The sequence below is a fragment of the Humidesulfovibrio sp. genome (assembly GCF_030689645.1).
Lineage (GTDB): Bacteria > Desulfobacterota > Desulfovibrionia > Desulfovibrionales > Desulfovibrionaceae > Humidesulfovibrio.
Genome location: NZ_JAUYFU010000002.1, coordinates 15994 through 41349 on the forward strand (window position 1 = coordinate 15994; position 25356 = coordinate 41349).

Annotated in this window: 20 protein-coding genes and 1 tRNA gene; 11 read left to right on the plus strand and 10 right to left on the minus strand. The window is 58.5% G+C overall.

Annotation, left to right across the window (positions count from 1 at the left end; all coding sequences use genetic code 11):
* Positions 1-26 precede the first annotated feature (26 nt).
* On the minus strand, positions 27-1577 hold the full coding sequence (locus tag Q8O35_RS00180) for an L-lactate permease (protein ID WP_305569003.1): 1551 nt from the start codon (positions 1575-1577) through the stop codon (positions 27-29).
* Positions 1578-1945: 368 nt separating this feature from the next.
* On the opposite strand from Q8O35_RS00180, the gene Q8O35_RS00185 reads away from it, so the two are divergent.
* Positions 1946-2467 carry a hypothetical protein gene (locus Q8O35_RS00185; protein ID WP_305569005.1) on the plus strand — a complete coding sequence of 174 codons (522 nt, stop codon included), beginning with the start codon at positions 1946-1948 and terminating at the stop codon, positions 2465-2467.
* On the opposite strand, the gene Q8O35_RS00190 is transcribed toward Q8O35_RS00185, so the two are convergent.
* A complete protein-coding gene (locus tag Q8O35_RS00190) occupies positions 2421-3038 on the minus strand; it encodes a flavodoxin family protein (RefSeq protein ID WP_305569008.1) in 618 nt (205 codons plus the stop codon). The two genes, Q8O35_RS00185 and Q8O35_RS00190, sit on opposite strands and share 47 nt — an antisense overlap.
* Positions 3035-3349 carry an MTH1187 family thiamine-binding protein gene (locus tag Q8O35_RS00195; RefSeq protein WP_305569010.1) on the minus strand — a complete coding sequence of 105 codons (315 nt, stop codon included), beginning with the start codon at positions 3347-3349 and terminating at the stop codon, positions 3035-3037. Before Q8O35_RS00195 ends, Q8O35_RS00190 begins: the two co-directional genes overlap by 4 nt.
* A 370-nt stretch (positions 3350-3719) precedes the next feature.
* On the opposite strand from Q8O35_RS00195, the gene Q8O35_RS00200 reads away from it, so the two are divergent.
* From Q8O35_RS00200 to Q8O35_RS00220, 5 genes are all read left to right on the plus strand, one after another.
* Positions 3720-4697, plus strand: coding sequence for a hydrogenase small subunit (locus Q8O35_RS00200; protein ID WP_305569012.1), 978 nt, complete (start codon positions 3720-3722; stop codon positions 4695-4697).
* 78 nt (positions 4698-4775) lie between these two features.
* Positions 4776-6476 carry a nickel-dependent hydrogenase large subunit gene (locus tag Q8O35_RS00205; protein WP_305569014.1) on the plus strand — a complete coding sequence of 567 codons (1701 nt, stop codon included), beginning with the start codon at positions 4776-4778 and terminating at the stop codon, positions 6474-6476.
* A gap of 78 nt (positions 6477-6554) precedes the next feature.
* Positions 6555-7088, plus strand: a complete 534-nt coding sequence (locus Q8O35_RS00210; protein ID WP_305569017.1) for a HyaD/HybD family hydrogenase maturation endopeptidase — start codon at positions 6555-6557, stop codon at positions 7086-7088.
* Positions 7079-7342: a HypC/HybG/HupF family hydrogenase formation chaperone gene (locus tag Q8O35_RS00215; RefSeq protein WP_305569019.1), complete on the plus strand. Its 264-nt coding sequence runs from the start codon at positions 7079-7081 to the stop codon at positions 7340-7342. Before Q8O35_RS00210 ends, Q8O35_RS00215 begins: the two co-directional genes overlap by 10 nt.
* Positions 7343-7554: 212 nt before the next feature.
* Positions 7555-8190 carry a lysozyme inhibitor LprI family protein gene (locus Q8O35_RS00220; protein ID WP_305569021.1) on the plus strand — a complete coding sequence of 212 codons (636 nt, stop codon included), beginning with the start codon at positions 7555-7557 and terminating at the stop codon, positions 8188-8190.
* Between the two features lie 12 nt (positions 8191-8202).
* Here the strand turns inward: Q8O35_RS00220 and Q8O35_RS00225 are convergent, their stop codons facing one another.
* Both Q8O35_RS00225 and Q8O35_RS00230 read right to left on the minus strand, forming a co-directional pair.
* Positions 8203-8715 (minus strand): hypothetical protein, encoded by a 513-nt coding sequence (locus tag Q8O35_RS00225; protein WP_305569023.1) that lies wholly within the window; start codon positions 8713-8715, stop codon positions 8203-8205.
* Positions 8712-9815, minus strand: a complete 1104-nt coding sequence (locus Q8O35_RS00230) for a 4Fe-4S dicluster domain-containing protein (protein ID WP_305569025.1) — start codon at positions 9813-9815, stop codon at positions 8712-8714. Before Q8O35_RS00230 ends, Q8O35_RS00225 begins: the two co-directional genes overlap by 4 nt.
* A 285-nt stretch (positions 9816-10100) precedes the next feature.
* On the opposite strand from Q8O35_RS00230, the gene Q8O35_RS00235 reads away from it, so the two are divergent.
* The 3 genes from Q8O35_RS00235 (at position 10101) to Q8O35_RS00245 (ending at position 13504) form a co-directional block, all read left to right on the plus strand.
* A complete protein-coding gene (locus Q8O35_RS00235; RefSeq protein WP_305569027.1) occupies positions 10101-11381 on the plus strand; it encodes a citrate synthase in 1281 nt (426 codons plus the stop codon).
* Positions 11382-11516: 135 nt separating this feature from the next.
* Positions 11517-11603 (plus strand) — tRNA-Leu (locus Q8O35_RS00240).
* Positions 11604-11722: 119 nt separating this feature from the next.
* On the plus strand, positions 11723-13504 hold the full coding sequence (locus tag Q8O35_RS00245; protein WP_305569030.1) for a DUF6538 domain-containing protein: 1782 nt from the start codon (positions 11723-11725) through the stop codon (positions 13502-13504).
* Here the strand turns inward: Q8O35_RS00245 and Q8O35_RS00250 are convergent.
* Complete coding sequence (locus tag Q8O35_RS00250) at positions 13488-14180, minus strand: hypothetical protein (protein WP_305569032.1); 693 nt, start codon at positions 14178-14180, stop codon at positions 13488-13490. The genes Q8O35_RS00245 and Q8O35_RS00250 overlap by 17 nt on opposite strands.
* Positions 14181-15121: 941 nt before the next feature.
* Here Q8O35_RS00250 and Q8O35_RS00255 point away from each other — a divergent pair.
* Entirely contained in the window at positions 15122-15580 is a 459-nt protein-coding gene (locus Q8O35_RS00255; RefSeq protein ID WP_305569034.1) for a hypothetical protein, read from the plus strand.
* A 486-nt stretch (positions 15581-16066) separates the two neighbouring features.
* A complete protein-coding gene (locus Q8O35_RS00260) occupies positions 16067-17032 on the plus strand; it encodes a hypothetical protein (protein WP_305569036.1) in 966 nt (321 codons plus the stop codon).
* Between the two features lie 187 nt (positions 17033-17219).
* On the opposite strand, the gene Q8O35_RS00265 is transcribed toward Q8O35_RS00260, so the two are convergent.
* The 4 genes from Q8O35_RS00265 to Q8O35_RS00280 all read right to left on the minus strand — a co-directional run.
* Positions 17220-19298 (minus strand): 3'-5' exonuclease, encoded by a 2079-nt coding sequence (locus Q8O35_RS00265; RefSeq protein ID WP_305569038.1) that lies wholly within the window; start codon positions 19296-19298, stop codon positions 17220-17222.
* A 6-nt stretch (positions 19299-19304) separates the two neighbouring features.
* Positions 19305-19916 carry a hypothetical protein gene (locus Q8O35_RS00270; RefSeq protein ID WP_305569040.1) on the minus strand — a complete coding sequence of 204 codons (612 nt, stop codon included), beginning with the start codon at positions 19914-19916 and terminating at the stop codon, positions 19305-19307.
* The gene (locus Q8O35_RS00275) at positions 19913-22684 is read right to left on the minus strand and encodes a site-specific DNA-methyltransferase (protein WP_305569042.1); all 2772 of its coding nucleotides are present in this window, start codon (positions 22682-22684) and stop codon (positions 19913-19915) included. The genes Q8O35_RS00270 and Q8O35_RS00275 overlap by 4 nt, the downstream gene beginning before the upstream one ends.
* A gap of 2 nt (positions 22685-22686) precedes the next feature.
* Positions 22687-25356 (minus strand): BPTD_3080 family restriction endonuclease (locus Q8O35_RS00280; protein ID WP_305569044.1); only part of this gene is annotated, 2670 nt, incomplete at its 5' end.

The window sequence follows — 25356 nt, forward strand, 5'->3', positions numbered from 1 at the left end:
CCGCAGAGGGAAGGCATCGTTACAGGCTAATAGGCCCAGTACATGGTCATTATCGCGCACACGCCGGTGATGAGCATGGACACCACGAAGGCCGGACGGATGGCCGTGCTGGCCTCGCGGATCTTGTCGATGCTGGAGGCCGCGTTCTGCAGCTTGGCCGGGGAGATGACGCTGGCCAAGCCGCCGCCGATGGCGCTGCCAGCCGCCACCACGATGCCCGAGGCGCCGATCTTCTCCGACGTGGACAGGTGCAGCTTGGTCAGCATGGCGATGGACGAGGATTCCGAACCGGAGATGAATCCGCCAAGCAGGCCCAAAAATGGGGCCATGGCCGCGTAGAACTTGCCGAAGAGCCCGGCTGAGGCGTCGGCCATGACGTAGATCATGTTCTGCGTCGGCACTGCCAGCTTCCAGTCCGCGCCCTTGCCGGAATGGTTCATGACGTAGGCGATGGCGAAGAACACCGATGCCGACATGATGGGCCGCATGGCCCGCTTGGCCGAAGTTTTGAGGCCGCGTCGCACCTGCTCGCCCGTGGCACGCATGATTGGCAGGGCCAGGAAGGTGCACACAACCACCCAGAAATAGGCCTGCCAGAACAGGCGCAGCTTTTCCGGGCTGCCGGGGATGATCTCCAGCGGCATGGCGTAATCAACAAACGTCATCTTGAAGAAGGGTAAAAACGGCGCGTTCAGAATCAGCGAGAACACGGTGAGGATGATCCAGGGGGAGGTGGCGCGCAGCAGGGACAGGCGCTTCTCAGCCGCCAAATCCATTTCGTTCAGGAGGGCCCGATCCTGCAGGGTCTTGCCCGTGAGCTTCACGTAGCCCACCAGCACAGCGATGACGGCCAGGCCGGCGGCGATGCCGGTGATGGTGACCAGACCAGCGTGTGCCATGAGGATGGCCACCACGCCAGCGGTGAGGCCAGCCAGCAGCGCAGGCACAAGGCCCTTTTTGACCATGGCCGTGCCGCCCGTGAGCTGCAGCATGCCAAGGGCGATGCAGGTGCTGATCACCGGCATGTAATAGGCGAAGTGCAGGCCGACCTCCTGCACGGGCTTGCCCACGAACTGGGCGAAGACCACTGCGGGAATGCCGAGCAGCGCATAGGTGCACAGGGCGTCGTAGCCGATGGCGGGAAGCAGGATGGCCGCAAAGGTGGAGTAGCCGAGCGCTATCATGATGGGAGGCAGGATGGACACCGTCACCGCGCCGAGGCTGGTGAGCAGAATGCCAAAGCCAATGTTGATGATCATGATCTGCACGGTCTGCTGCCCGGGCGCGATGGTCTTCATGAGGGCCACGACGCGGGCCACCGCCCCGGTCTCCTGCATGAGGGAGATCTGCATGATGCTGGCGGCCATGACCAGCGCGATGGGCAGAGAGGCCACAAGGCCAGCCAACGAAGCGGTCAGCACCACCTCAGGCGGGGTTTGGAAATACAGCCAGGACACCAGGGCCGCCACCGCCCAGCCGATGTAGCCTGCGGTATCTGCGGCCACGCGGTAGACCAGCAGCAAGAAAAATATGGCGATGACGGGAAAAAAAGCAAACAGAACTGAAATGATATCCATGACGTACCTCACCCTCCCTCAAAACATGACGCCTGTAGCGGCCAGCACGGGCGGCCCGCGCAAACGGCACGGACCTGCCCAGCCTTTCGGCTCACCCCCCACCCACCTGTAAGTGAGTGCTCGCACTCGGCTGTTTCTTCGCGCACGGACGCGGACGATATTCGCCTGCGTCTTGAACCCGCGCCCGGAGGCTGGGTGAAAAAGTGGCTCGGAATGCGGCTTTGGAAGCGATGACCAGGTGGCGTTGCGCACGCCCGCTCAGCGGCTTTGAAAAAAGGCATTATGCGTTTGCACCGCACAATGCAAGCACTTGCGCCAAATGATCTTCAATGCGTTGCAATCAAGCAGCCCCTGTGCCAGGATGCGGCATGCTTGCACGCCGCCGTTCAGTTACACAGCTTCTGGCCGTGTTCGCCATCTTGTGCGCCTGCCTGTGCGGATGCTCCGGCCCCGTGGACACGGTTCGCCAAGCGCGCATAAGCCCGGACGAAAGCGTCACTGTTGAACAGGCTCTCACGCGCTATCCCTACTTCAAGAAAATCGAATGGACCACATACGAGGACAAGGACGGCAAGCGCTTTGTCGAAGCCGTCTGCGACATAGACGTGGCGGCAAACTGCCGCGATGTGAGCCAGGTCGGGCTCAAACTGGCCCGTCGCGATGTGGTCCGGGATTTTTTCGTGGCGCGCTTCGTGGTTGACGGGCTGCCCGCCAGAGCGCGCGCGCTGGAGGCCCAGCATGTCACCCAATGCTCCAACGGTTCGCGCCTCGTCATAGCTGACCCAAAATATCTGCGCGCCATCTACAACCGCGAGCCGGTGCGCTTCTTCTGCCTGGAGGGGCTCAATTGCCCAAGCCAGGGCGCCCCCCCGCAGAATCCGCCCCAATAGCAAGCGAACGCCCAAGAGCGCGCGCCTCCTCCAGCACCTCTTCTCGTTTCTGCACATCGCCCAGGTGGTAGACCTTGCACGCCCGCAGCAGTCTGCTGTGGCTGAAGCCCAGCCAGTTGAAGAAATAGGCGTAGCGCGGAAAGATGTCCGCAAACAGATCCTCACGCGGGTGCCCCTGGGCAATGACGAAGCACAGCGTCTTGCCCGGCGCGAGGCGCGTGCGCTTGTCCTTATTAAAGGCATAATCCGGCGTTAAAAAACTGTATGTGCGGTCGATGAAGGCCTTGAGCTGGGCCGTGACCTCCCCGAAGTACACCGGAGTGGCCAAAACCAGAACGTCGCAGTGGCGAACGGCCTCCAGAACCGGGGTCAGCCCATCCTTTAATACACAGGCCTCAAACCTGGTCTTGCACAGCAGGCATCCCTGGCAACCTCGATACTCGAGCGAGTTGAGGGCAAAGGTGGTCACCTGCGCACCCTCCCCTGTGGCGGCCTCGCACAGGGCGGAGGCCATTGAGGCGCTGTTGCCCATTGGCCGCGGGCTGCCCTGCAAGCAAACGATGCGCCTCATCCGTCCCCCCCCACGTCGACCAGCGCGCGCTCCACAGAAGCTGTCTTGCCTTCAAGGCCCCTGCTGCGCCCGCGCCGCCAATCGGCCTTCATGGTCAGGTAGACGCGGTCGCTATCAGCCGAAAGCGCTTTAAAGCAGGCATCCACCACAATCTGCACCTCGTCCCACTCGCCCTCAATGCAGGTGCCCATGGGCGTAAGCTGATGCGCCAGGCCGCTGGCGCGAATGATCCCCACGGCCCTGGCCACATGGAGGCCAACGCTCTGGCCTTTATCCATGGGAAAAATCGAAAGTTCCACAATGACGCTCATTTACCCTCCTCACCCAGAGATGTCCGGCTCAACATTTGGCACAAGAGGCACCCTTACGGAACAATGCCGCACGCTAGCCACCTGCGTCAACGCCAACGTGGTCACAAGTTCTTTAAGCGCAATTTTAGGTAGTTATCGATTAATTCTAGGTTCAACACCACCACAGCCGTCCAGTTTTTTTCGCACAGGCCCTTGCCATTGTTCTTATATCCAGCTAAGGAAGCAGCAGCTAACCCACTGATATGGTTGTATAATTTTTTCAGTTTAGTATGGCAGACGTGCTACGTATGTGGCGATCGTAGCACGCGAGTCATGCCCCCAAGTTCAAGAGGCGTATCCGTCACGTTTTACCATAATCTGGAGGTGTTGTATGAAGGTTTCCGTAGGACATGGCTTGAGCGGCGCCGAAAAACGCCTTGAAGAGCGCGGCATTTCCCGTCGCGACTTCATGAAATTCTGCGGCACCATCGCTGCGGCCATGGGCATGGGCCCGGCCTTTGCTCCGCAAATCGCTGCTGCCCTCACGTCGGACAACCGTCCTTCCGTCATCTGGCTGCACAACGCGGAATGCACCGGCTGTTCCGAGTCCATCCTGCGCACTGCCGCCCCGTACATCGACGCCCTGATCCTGGACGTCATCTCCCTGGAATACCAGGAGACCATCATGGCCGCCGCTGGCGAAATGGCCGAAAAGGCCCTGCACGACGCCATGAAGAAGCCCTACCTCTGCGTGGTTGAGGGCGGCATCCCCATGAAGGACGGCGGCATCTACGGCATGGTCGGCGGACACACCATGCTCGACATCTGCAAGAAGGTCATTCCAAAGGCCCTGGCCACCATCGCCTACGGCACATGCGCCACCTACGGCGGCGTGCAGGCGGCCAAGCCGAACCCGACCGACACCAGGGGTGTTGACGAAGTGTTCCCCAAGGCCACCATCATCAACGTGCCCGGCTGCCCGCCCAACCCGGTCAACCTGGTCGGCACCGTCATCGCCGCCATCGACACCGTGGTGAACAAGAAGCCCCTGCCCAAGCTTGACGACCTCAAGCGCCCGCTGGTCTTCTTCGGCGAGACCGTTCACGACAAGTGCGAGCGCCTGCCCTTCTTCGAGAAGGACCAGTTCGCCATGACCTTTGACTCCCCCGAGGCCAAAAAGGGCTGGTGCCTGTACAAGGTCGGCTGCAAGGGCCCCTACACCTACAACAACTGCCCCACCAAGAAGTTCAACCCCCTCGACAAGGGCGTTGGCGTGAACTGGCCCGTTCAGGCCGGTCACCCCTGCATCGGCTGCAGCGAGCCCAAGTTCTGGGATACCATGAGCCCCTTCTACGAAGAGCAGAAGTAGGCGTTACCGGAAAGACTCGTTCATCCGGTTGTTTCAAGGCAGTTTACGCGACTTTAACTCCCCATAGGAGGACAGAATATGTCTGGTTCCAAACCTCAGGCCATCCCGGTCACGCCTAAGAGCAACTTCTCCGGCCCGGTCATTGTCGACCCGGTCACCCGTATCGAAGGCCACCTGCGCATCGACGCCACCGTTGAGAACGGCAAAATCGTCGATGTGCGCAGCAGCTCGCAGCTGTTCCGCGGCCTGGAGATCATCCTGAAGGGCCGCGACCCGCGCGACGCCCAGCACTTCACCCAGCGCTCCTGCGGCGTCTGCACCTACGTGCACGCCCTGGCCAGCACCCGCGCCGTCGACAACGCCGTGAAGGTGAAGATCCCGAAGAACGCCACCATCATGCGCAATCTGGTCATGGGCTCCCAGTTCCTGCATGACCACATCGTGCATTTCTATCACCTGCACGCCCTTGACTGGGTCAACGTCGCCAACGCGCTCAAGGCCGACCCGGCCAAGACCGCGGCCCTGTCCAACAGCCTTTCCCCGAACCGCAAAGAGACCGCGGCTCAGTTCAAGGCCGTTCAGGACAAGGTCGGCGCGCTCATCGCCTCCGGCAAGCTCGGCATCTTCACCAACGCCTACTTCCTGGGCGAGAAGAAGAACGAGGCCTACTACCTGCCCGCCGAGGCCGACCTCATGGCCACCAAGCACTACCTTGACGCCCTGCACATGCAGGTCAAGGCCGCCCGCGCCATGGCCATCTTCGGCGCCAAGAACCCCCACACCCAGTTCACGGTTGTCGGCGGCGTCACCAACTACGACGCCCTGAAGCCCGAGCGCGTGGCCGAGTTCAAGGCCCTCACCGACGAAGTCATCGCCTTCATCAAGGACTACTACATTCCCGACCTGCTGGCCGTGGCGGGCTTCTACAAGGACTGGAGCAAGATTGGCGGCACCACCAACTTCTTCAGCTGCGGCGAGTTCCCCACCGACGAGTACAACCTTGATTCCCGCTTCCTGCCCCAGGGCGTCATCATGAAGCGCGACCTCACCAAGGTCGCCAACTTCGACTCCAAGCTCATCAAAGAGCACGTGGCCCACAGCTGGTACGTTGGCGACAAGGCTCTGCACCCCTACGAGGGAGTCACCGAGCCCAAGTACACCAACCTCAACGACAAAGACCGCTACTCCTGGATGAAGGCCCCCCGCTACAACGGCGAGGCCATGGAAACCGGCCCCCTGGCCACCGTGCTCGTCGCCTTCGCCCGCGGCCACAAGCCCACGGTCGATGCGGTGAACTTCGTGCTCAAGACCCTGAACGTCGGCCCTGACGCCCTGTTCTCGACTCTGGGCCGCACCGCCGCCCGCGGCATCGAGACCCTGGTCATCGCCAACCAGATGCAGACCTGGCTCGATGCCCTGGTCGGCAACGTCAAGAGCGGCGATTCCGAGCTGTACACCCCCTGGAAGATGCCCCAGGAAGCTGAAGGCGTCGGCTTTGTGCAGGCCCCCCGCGGCATGCTGAGCCACTGGATCAAGATCAAGAAGGGCAAGATCGAGAACTTCCAGCTCGTGGTGCCCTCCACCTGGAGCCTTGGCCCCCGCTGCGCCGCCGGCAAGCTCGGCCCCGTGGAAGAGGCCCTCATGGGCACCCCGATCTTCGACCCGGCCCGTCCGGTCGAGATCCTGCGCACGGTCCACAGCTTCGACCCCTGCATCGCCTGCGGCGTGCACGTGCTCGACGCCAAGACCGGCAAGACCGCCAGCTTCAAGGTGTTGTAAACCGCATTAGCATCCTGTAAGGGACGGGGATCCGGGCAGCCGGGTTCCCGTCCCCTTTTTCAACGAAACCGAGGCCGCATGACCACCGAGCAGAAACGCATCCTTGTCCTTGGCGTGGGCAACATACTCTTCACCGACGAGGGCATCGGCGTTCGCGCCGCCGAAGAGCTTGAGCGCCTCTACGAATTTTCGGACAACGTGACCGTGATGGACGGCGGCACCCTGGGCACGCGGCTCATGGACCCCATCCTGAACTGCGACATGCTCGTCGTCGTTGACGCCGTGCTGGGCGACGGCCCTGCGGGAAGCATCTACCGCCTCACCGGCGAAGACCTGCGCAAGAGCCTGGCGTTCAAAGACTCCATGCACCAGACAGATCTGGTGGACACGCTCATCATGTGCGAGATCGTGGGCACCCGCCCAGAGGCCGTGATCATCGGCATGGAGCCCCACGACTACCACACCATGGCCCTTGAGCTCTCGCCCGTGAGCAAAGAGCGCCAGGAGGCCCTCATGGGCTTCGTGCTTGAGGAAATCGTCAAGGCTGGCGGAACATTCGCCAAAAGAGCCGTCCCAGGACCCCTCACCCAGGAGAGAGAACCATGTGCTTAGCCGTTCCCGCTGAAGTCATCTCCATCGAGGACCAGGTCGCCACCTGCCGCGTGGGCGAGGGCGACACCACCATCACCGCATCGCTCATGGTCCTGGACGAGGAGATCAACATCGGCGACTTCCTCATCCTGCATGCTGGCTTCGCCATCCGCAAGCTCGACCCGCTTGAGGCCCAGCAGACCTTGCAGATTTTGCGCGATGTCATAGCCGCAGCAGAAGAGGCCGGCATCAAGCAGGACCGCGTCGTCATCTAACTCAAAATCAAAATAGACCTACGCGCGAAAAAGGCCATGCGGAAAGCTCTCCGCATGGCCTTTTTTCCTGCCCGAAAGGTTGGTTTGAAACATCCCTGCGCAGCGTGACCCCGGATTGCTGCTTCCTGAAGCGCCACGCCACGCTTAAATTGACCTGCGGCTCACCACGATCCATAATCTCCATTGCCCGCAAGAAGGAGGCCCAGACACCTATGCACGCGTCTTCATCACCTTGCCGCCGCGCATTTGCGGCAGCCTGCTTCGGCCTCGCCGTCCTGTTCGCAGCAGGCCAAGCCTGCGCCTCGGGCCCTTCGTTTGATTGCTCACGCACCCGCAAGGGCAGCATCGAGTCGGAGGTTTGCAAAAACAAGGATCTGGCCGCTTTGGACCGGGCGCTGGCAGAAGTCTTCGAGGCCGCGACAAAGATCGCCGCAAATGAACACCCTCCAACCCTGAGGGCGGAGCAGCGCGGCTGGATCAAGGGCCGCAACGATTGCTGGAAAAGCAAAGACAGAAGGACGTGCATCGCCGAAAGCTACCGCCTGCGCATCGCCGAGCTTGAGGCCCGCTACAGGCTTGCGCCCTCTTCCGGGCCTGTTTGGTATTCCTGCGACGACGCTCCAGGGAGCGAGGTGGTGGTGACGTACTTCGGCACTGAGCCGTCAACGCTCATTGCCGAACGCGGAGACCAGACATCTCTGATGTACTGCCAGCCAGCGGCGACGGGCAATGTCTGCAGCGGGCGCAACGAATCACTGGAAAAGTGCAACGGGGATGTCATCGTGGTGTGGGGATACGAGGCGCGCCCCATGCGCTGCACGCCTACACGGCCCCAACCGGCGCAATAGCGCCGGAAAATGTCAGGAGATCGGAGCGCCGTCTCGAGGCTGCCGCTCTGAAGCCTCCGGGCTGGCCCAATAGGATGCCTTGAAGGACAGACGCCCAAGGGCCACAAGCCCGAGCAGGAAGGCAAGGCCCAGGTGCGCCCAGTCAACCAGCATGGTGGGCGTGGGCGAGAAGGAGATGCTGGGCAGGTTCTTCAGCACGCGCACCGCGCCAGTGAACACCAGCAGGACGAGAATCCCCACACGGATCCAGCCAAGCCCCGACAGCGCAAACTCGCGCCGCCACTCAAGCACCCAGCGGGTCGTCAGGTATCCCGTCAAGGTCAGCAGGCCGACGGCGCCCACGTAGTGCAGCTTGTGCGTCAGCCAGAAATCGCCCAGCCATGCCAAGCCAGGCACGGCCACAATCTGGTAGCGGCTGGCAAGGGGCATCTGCATGGTGCCGGTGACGGCCAGAAGGGCCACAAAGGCCACGTAGGCCACAGCCACACGGCGCGACACCGGGATGATCGTCTGTGGGGCGCTCATCGGCCGCCCTCCTTGTCCCTGCCGTTCTTCTTGGCAGCGTCGGGGCCCTCGGCAAGGCCGTTTCCGAAGCCGTTGGCAAGGTCTTCGCCGCCGTTGCCAGCGCGCGGCGGCGCGACATCCGTCGGGTTCTTCGGGCCGCCGGACAGACGCGAACCCAGGCGCAAGGCCCCGGCCACAATTCCCGCCACGGGCGCGAACAGTGCTGCGTAGGCCAGCTTGTCCTCGTCGGCCATCATGTCGCGCACCGGGGAAAGATGCGGCTTGCCTGCTCCCGTGGTCGCGGCGGCGTCCAGGGTGCTGAAAGGCACGGGCGAGACATAAAGCGAATTGGTGCCGCCGTTTTCGGTTTCGCCATAGATGAAGCCGCCGCTGTTGCGCGCCAGGGCATGGGCCTTGGCCACCATTTCCGAGCGCGGTCCAAACTCCTGCACGCCGTAGGGGCAGCCCTCGATGCAGGCCGGTACTTTACCGGCAGCCACGCGGTCGGCGCAGCGGTCGCACTTGAACATCACGCCGTTGCCAGCGTATTTGGGCAACAGCTTCAGATACAGCCCCACGCCAGTCTGGCGCATGGGAATCTCCCAGGGGCACACGGTCTTGCACTTGGCCCCGCCCAGGCAAATCTTGTCGTCAATGCGAACGATGCCGTTGTCCTCGCGTGCGGCCGCGCCCCAGGGGCAGAGGTTGGCGCAGGGCGGATTCTGGCAGTGCAGGCAGCGGCGGGGAATATGGACCTCGAACCGCTGGCCCTGATACTGGCCGCGGGCGGTCTGAATGTACAGCCAGTTGTAGGGCGTCAGCCGGTCAGTCACCTGGCGCTTGCCGGACCAATCCTCCACCTTCACCGATGCGGGGTACATGGCCGGGAAAGGCTTAACCGGCTCAGGAAATTTATGGGCGTTGGCTGTTCGGCAGGCTTCGACGCAGGCGCCGCAGCCCACGCATTTGGAGAGGTCGTGCAGGCTCACCAGCTCCTCGTCGGGCCTGCCCTTGGCGGCGTTTGCAGCGCCAGGCAGAAGAAGCCCCAGGCCAACGGCGCCCAGGGAGGAGAGGAAATTTCGACGGGAAATATCAACTTTGCTGGACGGGTCGTGGCTCACCTGGGAAGCTCCGGTTCACGTTGATGCTCTGCGGCGATGCGGAGTATAATCCTTTTGCCTGGGGAAGCAACCCAGGCACAGAGCCCTATTCCGGCTCCGAAGGAATGACATTAATGTTAAGCCTGCTTGTGCGTTACTGGACAACAGCCGCGATTCCGGTTAGGCACCCCATTGGATTGCAGGGCATAGGGCCAGCGGCCACAGAATATTATTCGGAGCCTCCGACGCCCCGGCGCAGGAGCGACACAGGCAGCCATTGAACGACAGCACATTACGGAAGAGCACATGACGAAGACCGCACAATTGATCATCGATGGAAAGACCTTTGAACTGCCCATCATCGAGGGCACCCTGGGAGACCGCGGCCTGGACATCACCCAGCTGCGTACGCAGACCGGCTGCGTCACCTATGACCCCGGCTATATGAACACCGGCCCCTGCAAAAGCGCCATCACTTTTGTGGACGGGGAAAACGGCATTCTGCGCTACAGGGGCTACCCCATCGACCAGATCGCCGCTCGCGGCTCTTTCACCGAGGCGGCTTGGCTGCTTATTTTCGGCGAACTGCCCACCCGCGATCAGCTTGCGCGCTTCTCCGCAGGCCTATGCGCGGAAGAGTTGCTGCACGAGGACGTGAAGCACCACTTCGAGGGCTTCCCACCCAACGGACACCCCATGGCCATGCTCTCGGCCATCGTGAACTCCCTTGGCTGCTATCACCACGACCTGCTTGAGATTGAGAGCAAGGGCGAATTCTATCTCGCCGCCTCGAAGATCATCAGCAAGGTGCGCACCATCGCCGCCTTCAGCTATCGCAAGAGCATGGGCCTGCCGTTCATGTACCCAAATCCGGCGCTTAGCTACTGCCGCAATTTCCTGCACATGATGTTCTCCATTCCCCACAAGCATTACGACCCCAGCCCGGAGGCCGTGCGCGCGCTTTCGCTGTTCCTCACCCTGCACGCGGATCACGAGCAGAACTGCTCCACCTCCACCGTGCGCATGGTGGGATCGAGCCAAGCCAACCTGTTCGCCTCCGTGTCCGCCGGAATCTGCGCCCTGTGGGGCCGCCTGCACGGCGGGGCCAACGCAGGCGTGGTGGAGATGCTGGAGCAGATCCGCGACGGCAAGCGCACCCCGAAAGAGGTGCTGGAGCTGGCCAAGCAGAAGAAGTTCCGGCTCATGGGCTTTGGCCACCGCATTTACAAAAGCTACGACCCGCGCGCGGTGATTTTGAAGCAGGCAGCCCACGAGCTGCTGCTCAAGATGGGCAAGCTGGACCCGCTCATGGACATCTCCATGGAGCTTGAAAGCCTCGCCCTGGCCGATCCTTACTTTGTAGAGCGCAAGCTGTACCCGAACGTGGACTTCTACTCCGGCATCATCCTGCGCGCGCTGAACATCCCGGTGCAGATGTATCCGGTGATGTTCGCTATCGGGCGCATGCCAGGCTGGATCGCCCATTGGTTCGAGGAGCACCAGCAGCAAGGCAGCAAAATCCACCGCCCGCGCCAGATCTTCACCGGCCAGGTGCTGCGCGATTACGTGTCCATCGACGAACGTTAGACTGAACAACTTGAAGTAAACAGCAAGCCGCGCAAAAAAAATCGCAGCCGCTGGCAAAAAACGCTTGCCAACAACGCTCGATGCGGCTAAATGCTTCCTTCGCAACGACGGAACGGCGCAAGCTGACCGGACAATGCCGAAGTGGTGGAATTGGTAGACACGCTAGGTTCAGGGTCTAGTGGTCGCAAGGCCATGGGAGTTCGAGTCTCCCCTTCGGCACCATCAAATGAAAAAATCCGTAATCCTCTTGGGTTACGGATTTTCTCGCTTTCAAAGGGATTCGCGTGTCCATACGCGTGTCCACTCGCGTGTCCACAGGGGGGCTCACAAGGAGCTCTCAAATGCCCACCAGAAGCCTTCCGCACGTCTTTCGACGCAACGGCCACCATTATCTTCGAATTGTCGTTCCCGCCGCCCTGCGAGGGCTTGTAGGCAAGCGTGAGCTCCGGTATTCGCTTCGTACCGGATACCACGCAGAAGCGTGCCGAAGAGGCGCGCTCGTCGCGGCGTCGGTTAAAGAATTCTTTCAAGGGGCGGTCATGGCGGAACTGAAGGCAGAAAATCTCGGCGCACTCATCGAACAGTTCGTTCGCGGACGAATTGACGAACTCGCAACCGCTTACACGAATGAGATGAAAAATCACATTCAAGCGGCGCTGTCACCTTCTGGTGCTCAACCAGGTGGCAGGACGGTGAAAGACATTGAAGAAGAATTGAATTCTTTGCATGCATCAATTGCGAAGGAAGACACCACTCTATTTGTAAAAAATGCAGAGTCATTTCTAAAGGCATCAGGATACACTGATTTCCAAGCAACTGACGAATTTGCAAATTTTTGTATGGCTTTCATCGCCGCAGAAGGTAACTTCATGCGCTACACTGCCGCAAAAATTTACAAGCAAGACATGATTGATACAACTCTGAAAAATCTAACAGATTTCCAAAAGTACATTGAAGTAATGAATCCAAACAGCTATACACCGCAAAGGCAATATAATATACAAAGCCATAATACAGGCTTATTGCAAGGAAAGCTGTCTGAAGTTTTTGAAGCATACTTCGATGAGCAAAAAAAAGATATTGGGAATGATTACAAAGCTGAAATTAAATCAATATTTGAACATTTCGTTCTTATTGTTGGCGATGTCGATACACGAAATGTAACAGCACATACAGCAACAGGCTACAAAGAGACACTCAAAAAAATGCCACGTGCATGGGGCAGAAAGAATGAATTCAAGGGTCTTTCGCTTGAACAAATCATAAAAAGTAATAGTAAGAAAGTGTCTCAAGACACTGTAAACAAGCACATTTCATTAATCAGTTCATTTTTTGAATACGCCGTCAAACACGGATACGCACACACGAATTATTTCACAGGACTTAAAATTAAGCAGAAGGCTACTAGAGCACGCAAACAACGCGACATGTGGAGTGAGGAACAACTTGCCTTGCTCTTTTCAGCAGACAACTATCCGCTAAATGATGCGCCACACATGTTCTGGCTACCAATTATTGCAATTACGACTGGCGCAAGACTTGGTGAAATAGCGCAACTACGCTGTTGCGATGTAAGAAGTGAAAATGGAATTACGTATCTCGACATCAACGACGAAGATGGAAAAAGGCTAAAGAATCAACAAAGCAATCGAAAGGTACCATTAAACGATATCATTGTTAACGATTTAAACTTTTTGAATTTTGTTGACATGATGCGCACAGACGACAAGTCACAGCTATTTCCGGAATTATATGGATTTAAATCTGACCCAGAATCGATTGCTTCAAATCATTTCAGCAAATTCAAAATGCGCAAGCTTGGTATAGAAAATCCAAAAATCAATTTTCATTCACTGCGCCATAATGCCAGAAATATGGTACCTAGCAATATTAAAGATGACAATATGCTCAACGATTACTTCGGATGGGAGGGAAAAGGAGAAGGCAACACAAGATATCGCAAAGAAGAAAGCATTGTCACTCTATACAAAAAAATAACCCAAAAAATGAAAATCGAATTTGATTTCAGTGCGCTCAAGTCTTCACTTTGGGTTACTTCATCTGTTTCAATACAGCAGAAGCCGCGCAAAGAAAAGGTGAAGCGTTTTACTTGGAAGAAGTAGCATTTCTCTTCTCTTCGAGTACTCTTTTCGCCATGCTTGGAAGTATTCCCTTCGCAAGAAATTCTCCGTTTTTTATTTTCTCTCTTATCACACCAGTTGGAATTTTAAGTATTTCTTGCTCCGCATGAGCATTTTTAATTGCCGCCTCTTCAAGTCGACGACTCCATTTCTCAACATAATTCGCATCTTTCATTCTTTGCATTATCGCGGCCCAGAATTTTACATTATTTTTTCTGTCGCATGATATATAAAATGCGCTTGCAACAACAGCAGTAACTTCGATTACACTACGCACATTAAGTGTTTCAACGATTTTTTGCTTGCCGAGCTCATCTTTTTTCAGTTCGTCGGGCATCTCTGCGAAAATCTGCTCCGCAATTTTCCTCCGTTCTTCAATCGTAAGACCAGCTGTCTTCTCGCCCTGTTCCGTTCGGAATACGCCGCGCATTGCGGCCTGACGCTCAACTTTCAGATTGGTGTCGTCCATTGTGAGCACGAAGTCCGCTTCACGCTCACGCGATGCGAGTTCAAAGCGAATCCCTTCCACAACGCCTTCCATCGACGCGAGGTCTACCCCGAGAAATTTCGCGAATGCTTCAAGCGGCACTTCGCCGCATCCAGGCTTGCCAATGTCACGCAAGATTTGCTGTGCGCCTTTGATAACTGCAAGTTTCATTTCTCACCCCTGAGTCATCATCACACCCCACCAGACCAACATGCAAGCTTCTTGTGCCGGGTCTTTGGACAATTCGCTGGCTGGCAGCAAGGAACTCGTAGCATGCCACCAGAGCGGCTTCTTGCCGTCTCATGTGCAACACCCGCTCTCGATGTTTGCCACCGGCTCTCACGCGGAGTTTGACCCCTTCTTGCACGGTTCCCTTCTGGCTTCATTGCGCCCTCGCCCTTCGCGCCCGCGCGCGCGTTTGCATTTCACTCTTCACCATGGTGATTATTAATATACCGTTCCGATTCCGTTCCGTTCTTACTCTTCGCATTTCACTCTTACGCGCGAGCGCGCGAAGACACGGAACGGCGACGGAACGGAGGTCTTCGGCATTCTCGTGTTTCTTGAACACCGTGCCTGCCACAAGGCCTACGCACCGCCCATCACCCACGGTCTGCGCCAGCCTCTCTGGCAAGCGTTCCGCCCTCTCATGGCCTCTTCGACGGAGTAGCGAAGCCTCCTCTCATGGCAACGTGCGCCACTCATTCGCCCGCCCTATGCCTCAAGACAAAAATCGCGGGACGGTAACGGAACGGAATTCATGGCATTTTCGTTTTCCTTGAATGCCACGCCGCCGCAAGGTTTGCCATGACATCTCGCGAATGAGCCGCAGAGTGGTCGGCCCCCTCAATGGACCGGCAAGGTGAATTCGTCCCGGTCGTCGCTCCATAAAGTCTGACCTTCCCGCCCCCGTCTATGCTTGGCCTCGCCATAGGCCATGCGAATAGCTTGATAGGTGGATGCCGCGCCTTGCTTGACGCAATGCTTAATTACTGATATAATTGAAGAAAATATTTGCAAATCCTCCCAGACGTGCTATCGTACTCGTCTCTGCCGCTTGGACAGAGACTGGCCGTACAAACTGTTCGCAACGCACAAAGGAGGAAAACAACATGTTCAAGACTGCAAACGAAGCCGCCGCCGGGGACAACAAGCTCCGCGCAAGAATCTATCGTCTTGTAAAAAATGGAGTTCTTCAGCACCGAGAAGAGTCCGGCACGCTGAAAATCAACTACGAACAGCTTCTTGAACTGCTCGCGCAGGACGCGAAAGAGTCTTCTTCTGCTGTGTACGCGATGTCGTGCGCTGTTCGGAACGAACACGCGAACATGCCTGCGGAGACTCCGACTTTGCCCTCCGCCACCCCCCCATGCGTCCCTTCACCTCCTAGCGTCCCTGCCGCTCCTTCGCCTGAAATTATTGCCATGCTCCTCGCGATGAATCAGCTCACGGAGCAGGTCGGTATGTTGCAGACGCAACTCGACCGCCTCTCTGCTTCGCCGGTTCCTGAAACTCGCACGGGCTGGCTTCACCGCGTTCTCCTGCGGGTTGGCCTCACCCGTCGCCAGTAGCCTTTCTGTCTTCCCCTTCCCAAGCCCCGTCAGGGGCTCTTCGCCTTTTCTGCGGTAACTTCTTCTCCCACTCCATCCCTGAAAGCCTTTGCCTGCGGTTTGTTTCGCGACTTTTCGTCGCAGGAAACAAACCGCGCCAGCATTTACTTTCATCTTTCTTCGCTCCTCCTCTTGAAATTCCATATTGCGAGGTCGTACGCTTTGCGCAGAGGACCACTCCGCTGGGCAAACGGGGCGCACTCCAAAGTTGGTCATTCCTCATTGACCGGCAATACGGAGGATAAAGCCTGCCATGACGGGCCTGCGCCCCTGCCCACAAATTCCTCTTTAGATATATGTCCAGCGCCTAAGGCTGGCGTAGAGCATCCGCCCAACTGCTCCGGCCTTGATGACCCTACATCCGGGCCGCGCGCGTCACGAAACGATGCGCCGGGATGAGCTGTGAACAGCAAGATTCAACCGCATCAACCGACTGGAGGCGTCTGCATGGCAAAGAGTCTCACGCAACAAATCAAGGGCATTTGGGCCGCTTCGCGCATCCTTCGTGTTGGCCAAAGTCGCTTCGCAAATAAGGCGGACGTGCGGGACCAACTCCAAGCCGCTGGCGTCGGTGCAACTGCCGCCCGTATCGCGGAACACACGCCAATTGCGAGCTACCGCACGTATTCGGCCTACAAGTCTGTGTCTCTGTCTTTCGCCCATTTTGCCGCCGAACAGGGCGTCCAGCGGGTGCAGGACCTGCGCCCAAAGCACGCCGAAGCTTTCCTTCGAGAGAGGCTTGCCGCTGGCTGTTCCTGCAACACCATGCGCACGTATGCCGCCGCTCTCGGGAAATTCGATGTTGCCCTTGGTCGTGCTCCGCGCTCGATGCGTATTCCTGAAGCGGCGAGGCTGTCACCCGGTGTCGATGCTGTTCGCGTCGAGTACAACCGCGACGCGCCTCGGCTCGACCAGGCCCGCAGGGCTTACGTCTCTCCCGGCTCTGTTGTGCAAGCCGTCGAAGGCCCCGGACATCAGCTCGTGGCAAAGCTACAACTCGGCGCGGGCTTCCGTATCTCTGAAGTCCTCGGCTTGAACCGAGGAAGTCTACGCGGTGAGACCACTGACCCGGTCACTGGGCGTTCAGCCGGGCTTGTGTTTGTAAAAGGCAAAGGGGGATTCGGTCGGACGCAGTTCGTGCCCGTTGAAGTCTACCGTGCTCTGTCCGCTCATTTTGACGCGAACAAGGGCGGGATGAGGGTGAGATACAAAGCTTATCTTGCTGACCTACACCGCGCCGCCGAAGCTACGGGCGAGGTGTGGGCAGGAACCCACGCTCTTCGGCATAACTACGCCCGCTCTTTTCTCGTAGAAGCCGCCGGAGCCGGTCTGCGAACAGATGCGGCGATGAAGGAAACGATGGAGCGCATGGGGCATCATCGAATTAGCGAAGTGCGAACATACACGCGATGACAAACACCGCGTCAAGCCGAATTCGCGAGTTTTGGCCGGTGGTCAGCGGACTCCGGCGTGAAGGCGTGAGCTGGCGGCGAATGCCAGCCGAAATGCACTGGCGCCTTGGCGTCCCGCTTGTCGCCTACACGCTTTATCTGCGCATCGCGCGGGAATTTCGCTCCGGCTTCTCCTTGGATTCGCCGGGTCACGGGCGTGCGGTCAAGTCATCTAAAAACTCGGAGCCGGGGGCGGCGCAACTCACAAGCAGGTAGTCGCGAGCGCGCGTGCAGGCGACGTAAAGCAAATGTCGTTCGGTCTCGTAGACCTCTTCAAGGTCGGAATTGTCCGTGACGGACTCAATGCGCTCTTGCAGGGGAATGACTTCATCGTCGCAGGCCATGACCACCACGGCGCGGAACTCCAATCCCTTGGCAAGGTGCATGGTGCAAACGGAAGCCGCTCCGGGGGCCGTGTCGAGTTGCTCATCGAGCACAAGGAACGGAATACCCGCCTTGTCGGCGGCAGTTGTCGCGCGCTCAACTTGAGCCTCGGACCGGACAAATATCCCTATTTCTGAAGGCGTCACGCCTTCTTTGACACGCGCAGACAGCCATTCGGCGACTTTTATAATCTCCTGTTCGGCGGTGTCTGCAACCAAAATGTTGGGCTCCGGGCCATTGAAAACGGACGTGGTGCCCCTTCTGTCGTCGGTGTTCCCGTCCACGTCCGCAACCGTTGGCCCGAGGAGCCGGTCCGCTTGCTCGCGAATCTGGTGCGAGGTCCGGTAATTCACGCGGAGCGTCTGGCACCGACCGCGAACTTCAACGCCAAGGGATTTCCACGAGAACGGCAGTTGGAAAATCCGCTGTCCGAGGTCTCCGGCAAAGAACAACCCGTTAGGCCTGCCCGCGCCCAGCGCCGCTAGGAATCGGAGCTGGGGCACGCTGACATCCTGCGCCTCGTCAACCACCACGTAGTCAAAAAGCGGGGCCTTGAGACTCACCACATGCCCGGCCAGGCGCGTGAAAAGCCCGGCACGTGTCACAAGGTTCTGCTCGGCGAGGCCAGCCGAAACGGCGCTGAACACTTCCCAGAGTGCCTTCCGCATCTTCTCCGGTAGTCTGGTTTTCCTGCCGAGCCGGGCAACGTCGCGGTATTCTTCCCATGTTGTCAGTTGCCAAGCATCAACGACTTCCTCCCACTCCGACAACATGAACTGCTCGCTCTGGCGGATGCCTGCGTGCGCCGAAGCCGCGCTTTTGAGCAACGTCATGACGGTCTTTCGGTCGGCCACGCGAAGCCGCCCGAGCCACAGCCTGTTGAGGCGCTCGCCAAGGGCATCCATGGCGTGAACGTCAATGCGTTCCCCAAGCCGAGGTTCGTTTCCCGCGAGCACTTTGAGCTTGTTCCGTAGGGCGTTCGCGAGAATTTCCGAGAAGGTCGCGAGAAGCACTCGCGCATCTTGATTCTTCCGGGCGAGGTTCACGGCCCGGTGCAAGGCGACGATGGTCTTTCCGGTGCCAGCGGAGCCAGAGACGCGGGCAGGGCCGGAGAAATCTCGCTCCACCGTCTGCCGCTGTGCCGGGTGCAGAAAGACCGTCCACTTCTCCCAAGGATAATCAAGCGCCCGCTCCAACTCCTCAAGGTTGGCCACGACGCGGAAGCGGCGTTGGGCGTCCGGGTGGTCGAACGGCGCAACGTCCTTGGCCGGAGGCGGCACCAGTTTCGGTGTCACGCCTGTGGCAAGCTCAAGGAGTGCTTCAGCGGCTTCCGCAGGCAGGTGGTCGGCCAGGTCAAGAAGCGTGTCTTCCGTCGCTTCGCGGACCGCTCCAAGCCATTCTTCGGGAACGCCGTAGCCGAGCAACTCGTCGTCAGCCTGCTTGGCGAACAGGAAGGGCTTCGGGGGCGGGGATGCGGCCAGCGCGCGGACGGGCTCCGAGGCAACGGCAACCACGGCCTGCCGCAGTTCGACCAACTGCGCCGCTCCGGTCTTCGGGTGCGTTTCCAGCTTGCGCACCTCGGCCCAGCGGTAGGCCTGCTCGTGGTGCGCGACGTAGCAGAGAAGAAGGCTCGTCTGCGTCTTGTGGACGATTATCCGAACATCCGCGTTCACCCGCACGGACCAAAAGCTCTTGTCGCGCGCATGGGCCAGCTTGTGGAAGCTCATGCCGGGGTTCGCCGGATTGAGCTGGAGGTCAAAGGCGGTGGTCTTCACCGCTTTCTGCTCGTCGCCAGTCAAGCGGCGAAGGCTGTCTGTGAAGGTGTCGGCTATTCGAAATTCCATCTGTGCTCACTCCGGCCAGAAGTAATGAACAGGGCGTAGCGAACGTTCAGGGGGAGTTTGCTCACCTGGCAGGGGGTCGAGTAAAGCCAAGTCATGTTGCCAGTGCCCGCAAAAGCCTTGACGCGCGGCAATGGCGGCAATTAGGGCGTCCCTTTCGTGGTCTTTGTCCGAGTGGACAGCAACCGGCGTTCTCGTGCCAATCTCTGTGAAGAACGATGTCCAATATCCCTCGCCCTTGTCCTTGAGGAGAGCCTTAGGGTGCACTTCGGTGACATTGACACTTGGAAATCTCTCTCGCATACGTTGCACAAACATAAGTCCCTGGACGAGGACTGCGCCGCGTAGAGAATTGATGGCCTGAGCATTGCCACGACGCTCCTTGCGAACCCAGCAATCAGCCGCCCGGTCGCCGGAAGGGCCAGATGAAAGCCAAAGAGGTGAATCAACCCCAAGCCCCGCCGGAGCGACAGAAGCCTCGCGGAGCACAATATCAACGGCTTCATCCGCGCAATTGGCACAGAAGGTGAGTGGGCGACGCCCTACCCCGATGATAGCTACACCGAAGTGCTTCTTGCCTCCGGGGTCAACACCAACCCATACTTTGTCTTCTGTGCTCATACCCGGAACACCTTCATAACCTCGTCGCCGAGGTGGTTGATGACCTTCACCGCAATGCGGCCGTCTTTCGGCTTGTCGAAGGGCCGGGAAGTGTCGCTGTTGAGCGTCTCCCATGCCTCGGCGTTGATTTCCGCCTTGAGCGTGGTCTTCAGGGCCTTGTAGGGGTCGTTTGCGCCGAGGAAGTAGGCCTGCCGCACGAAGAAGCTCTCTTCGTTGTAGTCTGAATCGATGAACCAGCAAGCGATGCCATCCGGGCCGTCGCTCCGCACTTCGCCCGTGTTCGGGTGGAACACGTCCACGCCCTTCACCTTCACCTGAATCTGCCCGTCCTTGGCCGGAATGATGTCGATGTCCGGCTCGCCGAAGATGACGAAGAGGTTGCCCTTGCCAGTGTTCTTGAGCTCGTCGGACATGTGAAGGTCCGCGTTCATCCGCGCCTTGAGAACGGGGATGCGGCCAAGCTTCGAAAACTCGGTGGAATGCGCGTCGTAGTTGAAGGCGCAGGCGATGAGCACGTCAAAGCCAGCCTCTCCGGCCTCGCGCGCGGCTTCCACCAGGTCGGGGCGGGAAACGGTGCCGAACTCCGGGCCGATGAAGATGGCGGCGCGTTTCTCTGCTTCCTGCCCGTCGCCCTCAATGTAGCGGCCTTCGGCGCAGACCATGACGCCCGGCCACGGCACAAGCGAGGTGAAGGCGATTTTGTCGTCCTTGTGCGCCTGCTGGACCCCGGCGGTTTTCAGGTTCTCCAGAATCATCTGCACGAAGTCCTGCTCGCCGCCTGCCGCCTGCCCCTGCTTCGCCGGGTCGATGAGGTCGTCATTCTCGTCCACGGCCAACACGCGGTGCGGGGAAAGGCTCTCCACGGTGAAAGGACCGGCCACGCGCACCTTCTTCTTGTCCTCGCAAGGCTTGTCATAGAGCGGTTCGAAATCTGCCTTGGCGACAATAGAGGCATCTATCTCTCGTTGCCGACGGAGACAAAGTTCCCGAAGCTTTAGATGTGTATCTCTCGCCGACTGTCCCCAGGAAGGGTCGGCGACATGAGGTATTTCCCATTCTCTTAAGGTTTTCCCAATTTCCCTACTCAATTGATTAAGCAGAAAAACAAATTTGTCACCATACTTGTCAACTATATTGTCAATGTCTACATTTTTCGCGATTGTGTTCAACGTAATATGTGGAGCACGTCCATATACAAATCCGAACCGAATACGACTGAATACTGGCTGGCTAGAAGGAGCTTTATGTGAAAGCTCCGCTTCAATATTTTGCCCTTCGATACTATCACGTAAATAATAGTAAGGATATTTAGCGCCAATTATTCGTGAACGTGCTAAAGCTAACGCGACTCGAGATGTGTCGATAGTGACCCACCTACGCCCAAATTGTTCTGCAACATATGCAGTTGTACCAGAACCGCATGTTGGGTCTAACACCAAATCACCAGGGTCTGTAGTCATCAATAAGCACCGCTGGATAGGGAGTGTACTCGTTTGAACTACATACTCTGCGTTCTGTTCACCTGCCGTATCATTCCAAATCGATATCAGCTTCGATATGCTCGACTCCGTGTAGTATCTTTTAAGCAACAGATACTTTCCTTTTGGCGTCAACCTATCGATGCGTATTAGCTTCTCAAGCTTTTCTTTCGTTGCCGACCAACCCTTCGGAGGAGCCACCCATTCTTTGCCCCAACATGATAGCGAAAACTTTCTTTCGCTATTGGCATTTTGCAACTCAAGGGGAATACGAGTATATATTTTTTCAACTGGCACAGGCAAAGGCACGCGCCCTGATTTTTGTACATCAGTAAGTGGAACTCTATTACCATTATCATCATAAAACAGTTCCAAGTTATCCATTGCCTTTTCAATGTAAAGCTGTTTATACTTCATCAGCTTGATGTCTTTCGCATACCACAACAGAAAATCATGCGTTTGCTCTGGCAATAAAGAAGCGCTAGTACGTCCCTGCCGCTTTCTAAATGGAATTATTGTACAATAATTCGCGTCTCCAAACACCTCATCGAGAATGGCCCTCACCCGATGAACATTCTCGTCGCCAATTTGGACAAACATAGAGCCTGTTTCAGTTAACAAATCGCGCGCCACGGTGATTCTGTCGCGTAGATATGCAAGATAACTATGAATACCGTCACGCCATGTGTCTCTAAATGCTTTCACCTGTTCTGGCTCACGAGTGATGTGACCGATATTCCCGTCTTTCACGTCGCGACTAGCCGTGGACCACTGGAAATTCGAGTTGAATTTTATGCCGTAAGGGGGGTCAAAATAGATGCACTGGACCTTGCCGCGAAGCCCTTCGCGCTCGGCGAGGCTCCCCATGACCTGAAGCGAGTCACCAAGAATCATCCGGTTGGTCCAGTTGGCGTCGTGCTGGTAGAACTCGGTCTTGGCCTCCTCGTTCGGCAGGCCGTTGAAATTCGCGAACAGGTCGTACTGGGTCTTGCCGGGCGTCTTCTCTTCCTTGGTGCGGCGCAAGAGGTCGTCGATGAGCACCTTGGGGTGAACCTTCTCCTGAATGTAGAGCGGCGGGGCGTTCACCACGAGGTCCGACCAGTCCTGCTCGTCCTTGCCGCGCCACATGAGCTGGGGGTCGAGGTCACGGTTGCGCTCGTAGCGCACCTGAACCGGGGCCTTGTCGTGGGCCGTCATGAGCGCTTGGAATTCCGCCGTGGGGATGTTCTTCCGCGTGGCGTCGGCGTGGGTGATGGTTTCAACGCTCTTGAGGGTCGGGGTCTTGGCCATGGCTATTTCTCTCCCGCGCCGGGGGCGGTGATTTCTGCAATCATGCGGTTGACCGAGGAACGGACCTTGGCCGCGAAGTCGGACTCCATGCGCAACACCTCCGTCAACTCCGTGAAGGCCCAGCGGCCATAGGTGCCGAGGTTATTCACGCCCGGCACCCAGTACGTGTCCATGGTCGCCTTCTTGTCCTTGGCGTCCTCTGGCCGGTAGCCCTTCACCTCAACCACCAGGTTGAGCAAATCCTCGCGTCCGTCATCCACCTTCACGATGAAATCCGGCAGGTAGCGGCGCATCTCCGAGCCGTAGCGGTAAGGCACCTCGAAGCCGAGATTGTGGTTCTTTACGTAGGCCTTCACTCGGGGGTGTTCCTCCACCACGCGGCAGAACTCGCCCTCCCAGTCGCTGTCGAGAATGGCCCAATTTATGTGGCAAAGATTCGGACTCGTCTCCCACCGGAGCGTCTTGGTGGTGTTGAAGGCGACGTGCCGCGTGCTCCCGGTGGGGTTGTACGGGTCGAGCACGGCCTTGATGGGGCAGGCTCCCTCATGGGCGTTCGTAATCGCCCGCGTGATGCGCTCGCAGGCGATGTCAGCCAGCGCCTGATACATGAGCTGTGCCGGGAAGGTGCCGCCCTCGCATACAAGGCAGGTGTCGAGCCACTCCTTGGCGATGCGCTTGAGCTGGCCGAAGAGGTGAAGCTTCGGCTCCTCGTTCGGGTCGCGCCATTTGGTGTACAGCAGGCGCTGGGTGAGGTGGAACAGGAGTGTCGAGCGGCGCAGGTCGCCGGTGTGGACGAGATTGAGGTCCACGCCCTCGCCGATGATGCCTTGCGTCCGCGTGCTGGTCGCGCCGACCTGTTCCGGCGTCAACTTGAGCACGGAGTCCGCGTTAAATTGCGCGGTGAGCCGCTCTTCCGGGAGCTCCACGCGGTACCCGGCGACGTTCGGGAAGCTGATTTCAAGGTGGTCGCGCTCTGGGCTCATGGCCTTCACGTGGATGGTCACGCGCGGCTTGAGCGGCTTCACCGGTACGGACTGCGCAGTGAAGTCGAAGGGGATGCCAAGCACGTCGGCGTATTCGACGTTGAAGAGACCCTCGTCGTTCAAGTCGTAGGACTGGCGGCGAAGCGCGCGGCCAATGACCTGCTCGCATAAAAGCTGTGTGCCGAAGGCGCGGACGCCGAGCACGTGGGTGACGGTGCTCGCGTCCCAACCCTCGGTCAGCATGGACACGGAGACTACGCATCGGATGGAGCCGCCCAGGCGGTCCGGCTTGCCCACGGTGTTCATGACCTCACGCAAAAGGTCGTTGTCGGACAGGTTCTCGGCCTGGCGCGGGTCGCCCGTGCGCTCGATGATTTCTCGCCGGAAGCGCTCGATTTCATCAGCGGCCATTTTCCGAAAGTTGTCATCAAGGGCTTCGCCAGACTCAAGCTGTTCGCTGTCGATGAGCAGGGCGTGGGGCCGGGCCAGCGGGTTGCCGTGGTCGTCGAAGTTGCGGAAGAGCGGCAGACGCCCGTTTTCCAGTTCGGTTGTGCCGTCCTCGTTCTCGCGGAAGAAGCCGGATATGTAGTCGAAAACAAGCTTCGACGTAGAAGTGTTGTTGCAAACAACAATAAAGCACGGGGGCACGTCAATTCCGGCCTCTTGCCAAAGCTCGAAGGTCTTCTTGTAATGCCCGTAGAGCGCCTCAAGGGCCGTCTGCAACTCTGGGGGGATGCTCAAGGGGTCAAGGCCCTTGGCCTTGCCGCGCCCCTTCTTGGGCATCTTCTTCCGGATGTGGGACCAGAGATTGCGGAACATGGGCATGTCCACGCCGGGGATGTTGTCCGAGATGGGCACGCGCGGCAATTTGACGATGCCGCATTCAATGGCGTCCATGAGCGAGAAGTCACTCATAGTCCACGGGAACAGGGTGCCCTCGGCGTAGCCGGAGCCTTTCAGGAAGAAGGGTGTGGCGGATAGGTCGAAGACCTTGGTCACTCCGAGCTTGCGGTTGACGGCTTCAAGACCAGAAATCCAGAGCCGGGCGGCTTCCTTGTTCTGTTCGGCCTCTTGCTTCTCGTCGTCAGTGAGTTCCTCGTCCGGCTCGCCCGGCTTCTCGCGGTAGCAGTGGTGAGCTTCGTCATTGATGACAAGGATGTTCTTGAGCCCCATGAGGTCGGGCATCACGCGTTGAATCATCTGCCCTTCGGTCTCAAGCGTGGCCAGCTCGGGGCCACGCCCCTGAAGGAGCGACCGACCGCCTTTGGAGACCTCAAGACGCTCGCGGAGCTTGAAAGTGTGGAAGTTCGTGATGACGATTTTCGCCCGCTCCAAGTCTGCGAGCATGTCGGGGGGCACCAGCTCACGGCTCTGGTAGTAGCTGTCGGGGTCGTTCGGCTGGAGGACGCGGAGACGGTCCCGGATGGTGAGGCCGGGGGCGACAATCAGAAAGCCGCGCGTGAACCGCTTGCTACCGGGATGGCGAACTGCGTTCAGCGTCTGCCACGCAATGAGCATGGCCATGACCGTTGTCTTGCCCGCGCCTGTCGCAAGTTTCAGGGCGAGGCGTACAAGGTCAGGATTGCAGTCGGTGAGGTGTTTGCCGAACTTCTTGCCGTGGGGCACGTGCGGAGCGACTTCGGTCAGCCAGATTGCGGTTTCGATGGCTTCGACCTGGCAGAAGAAGGG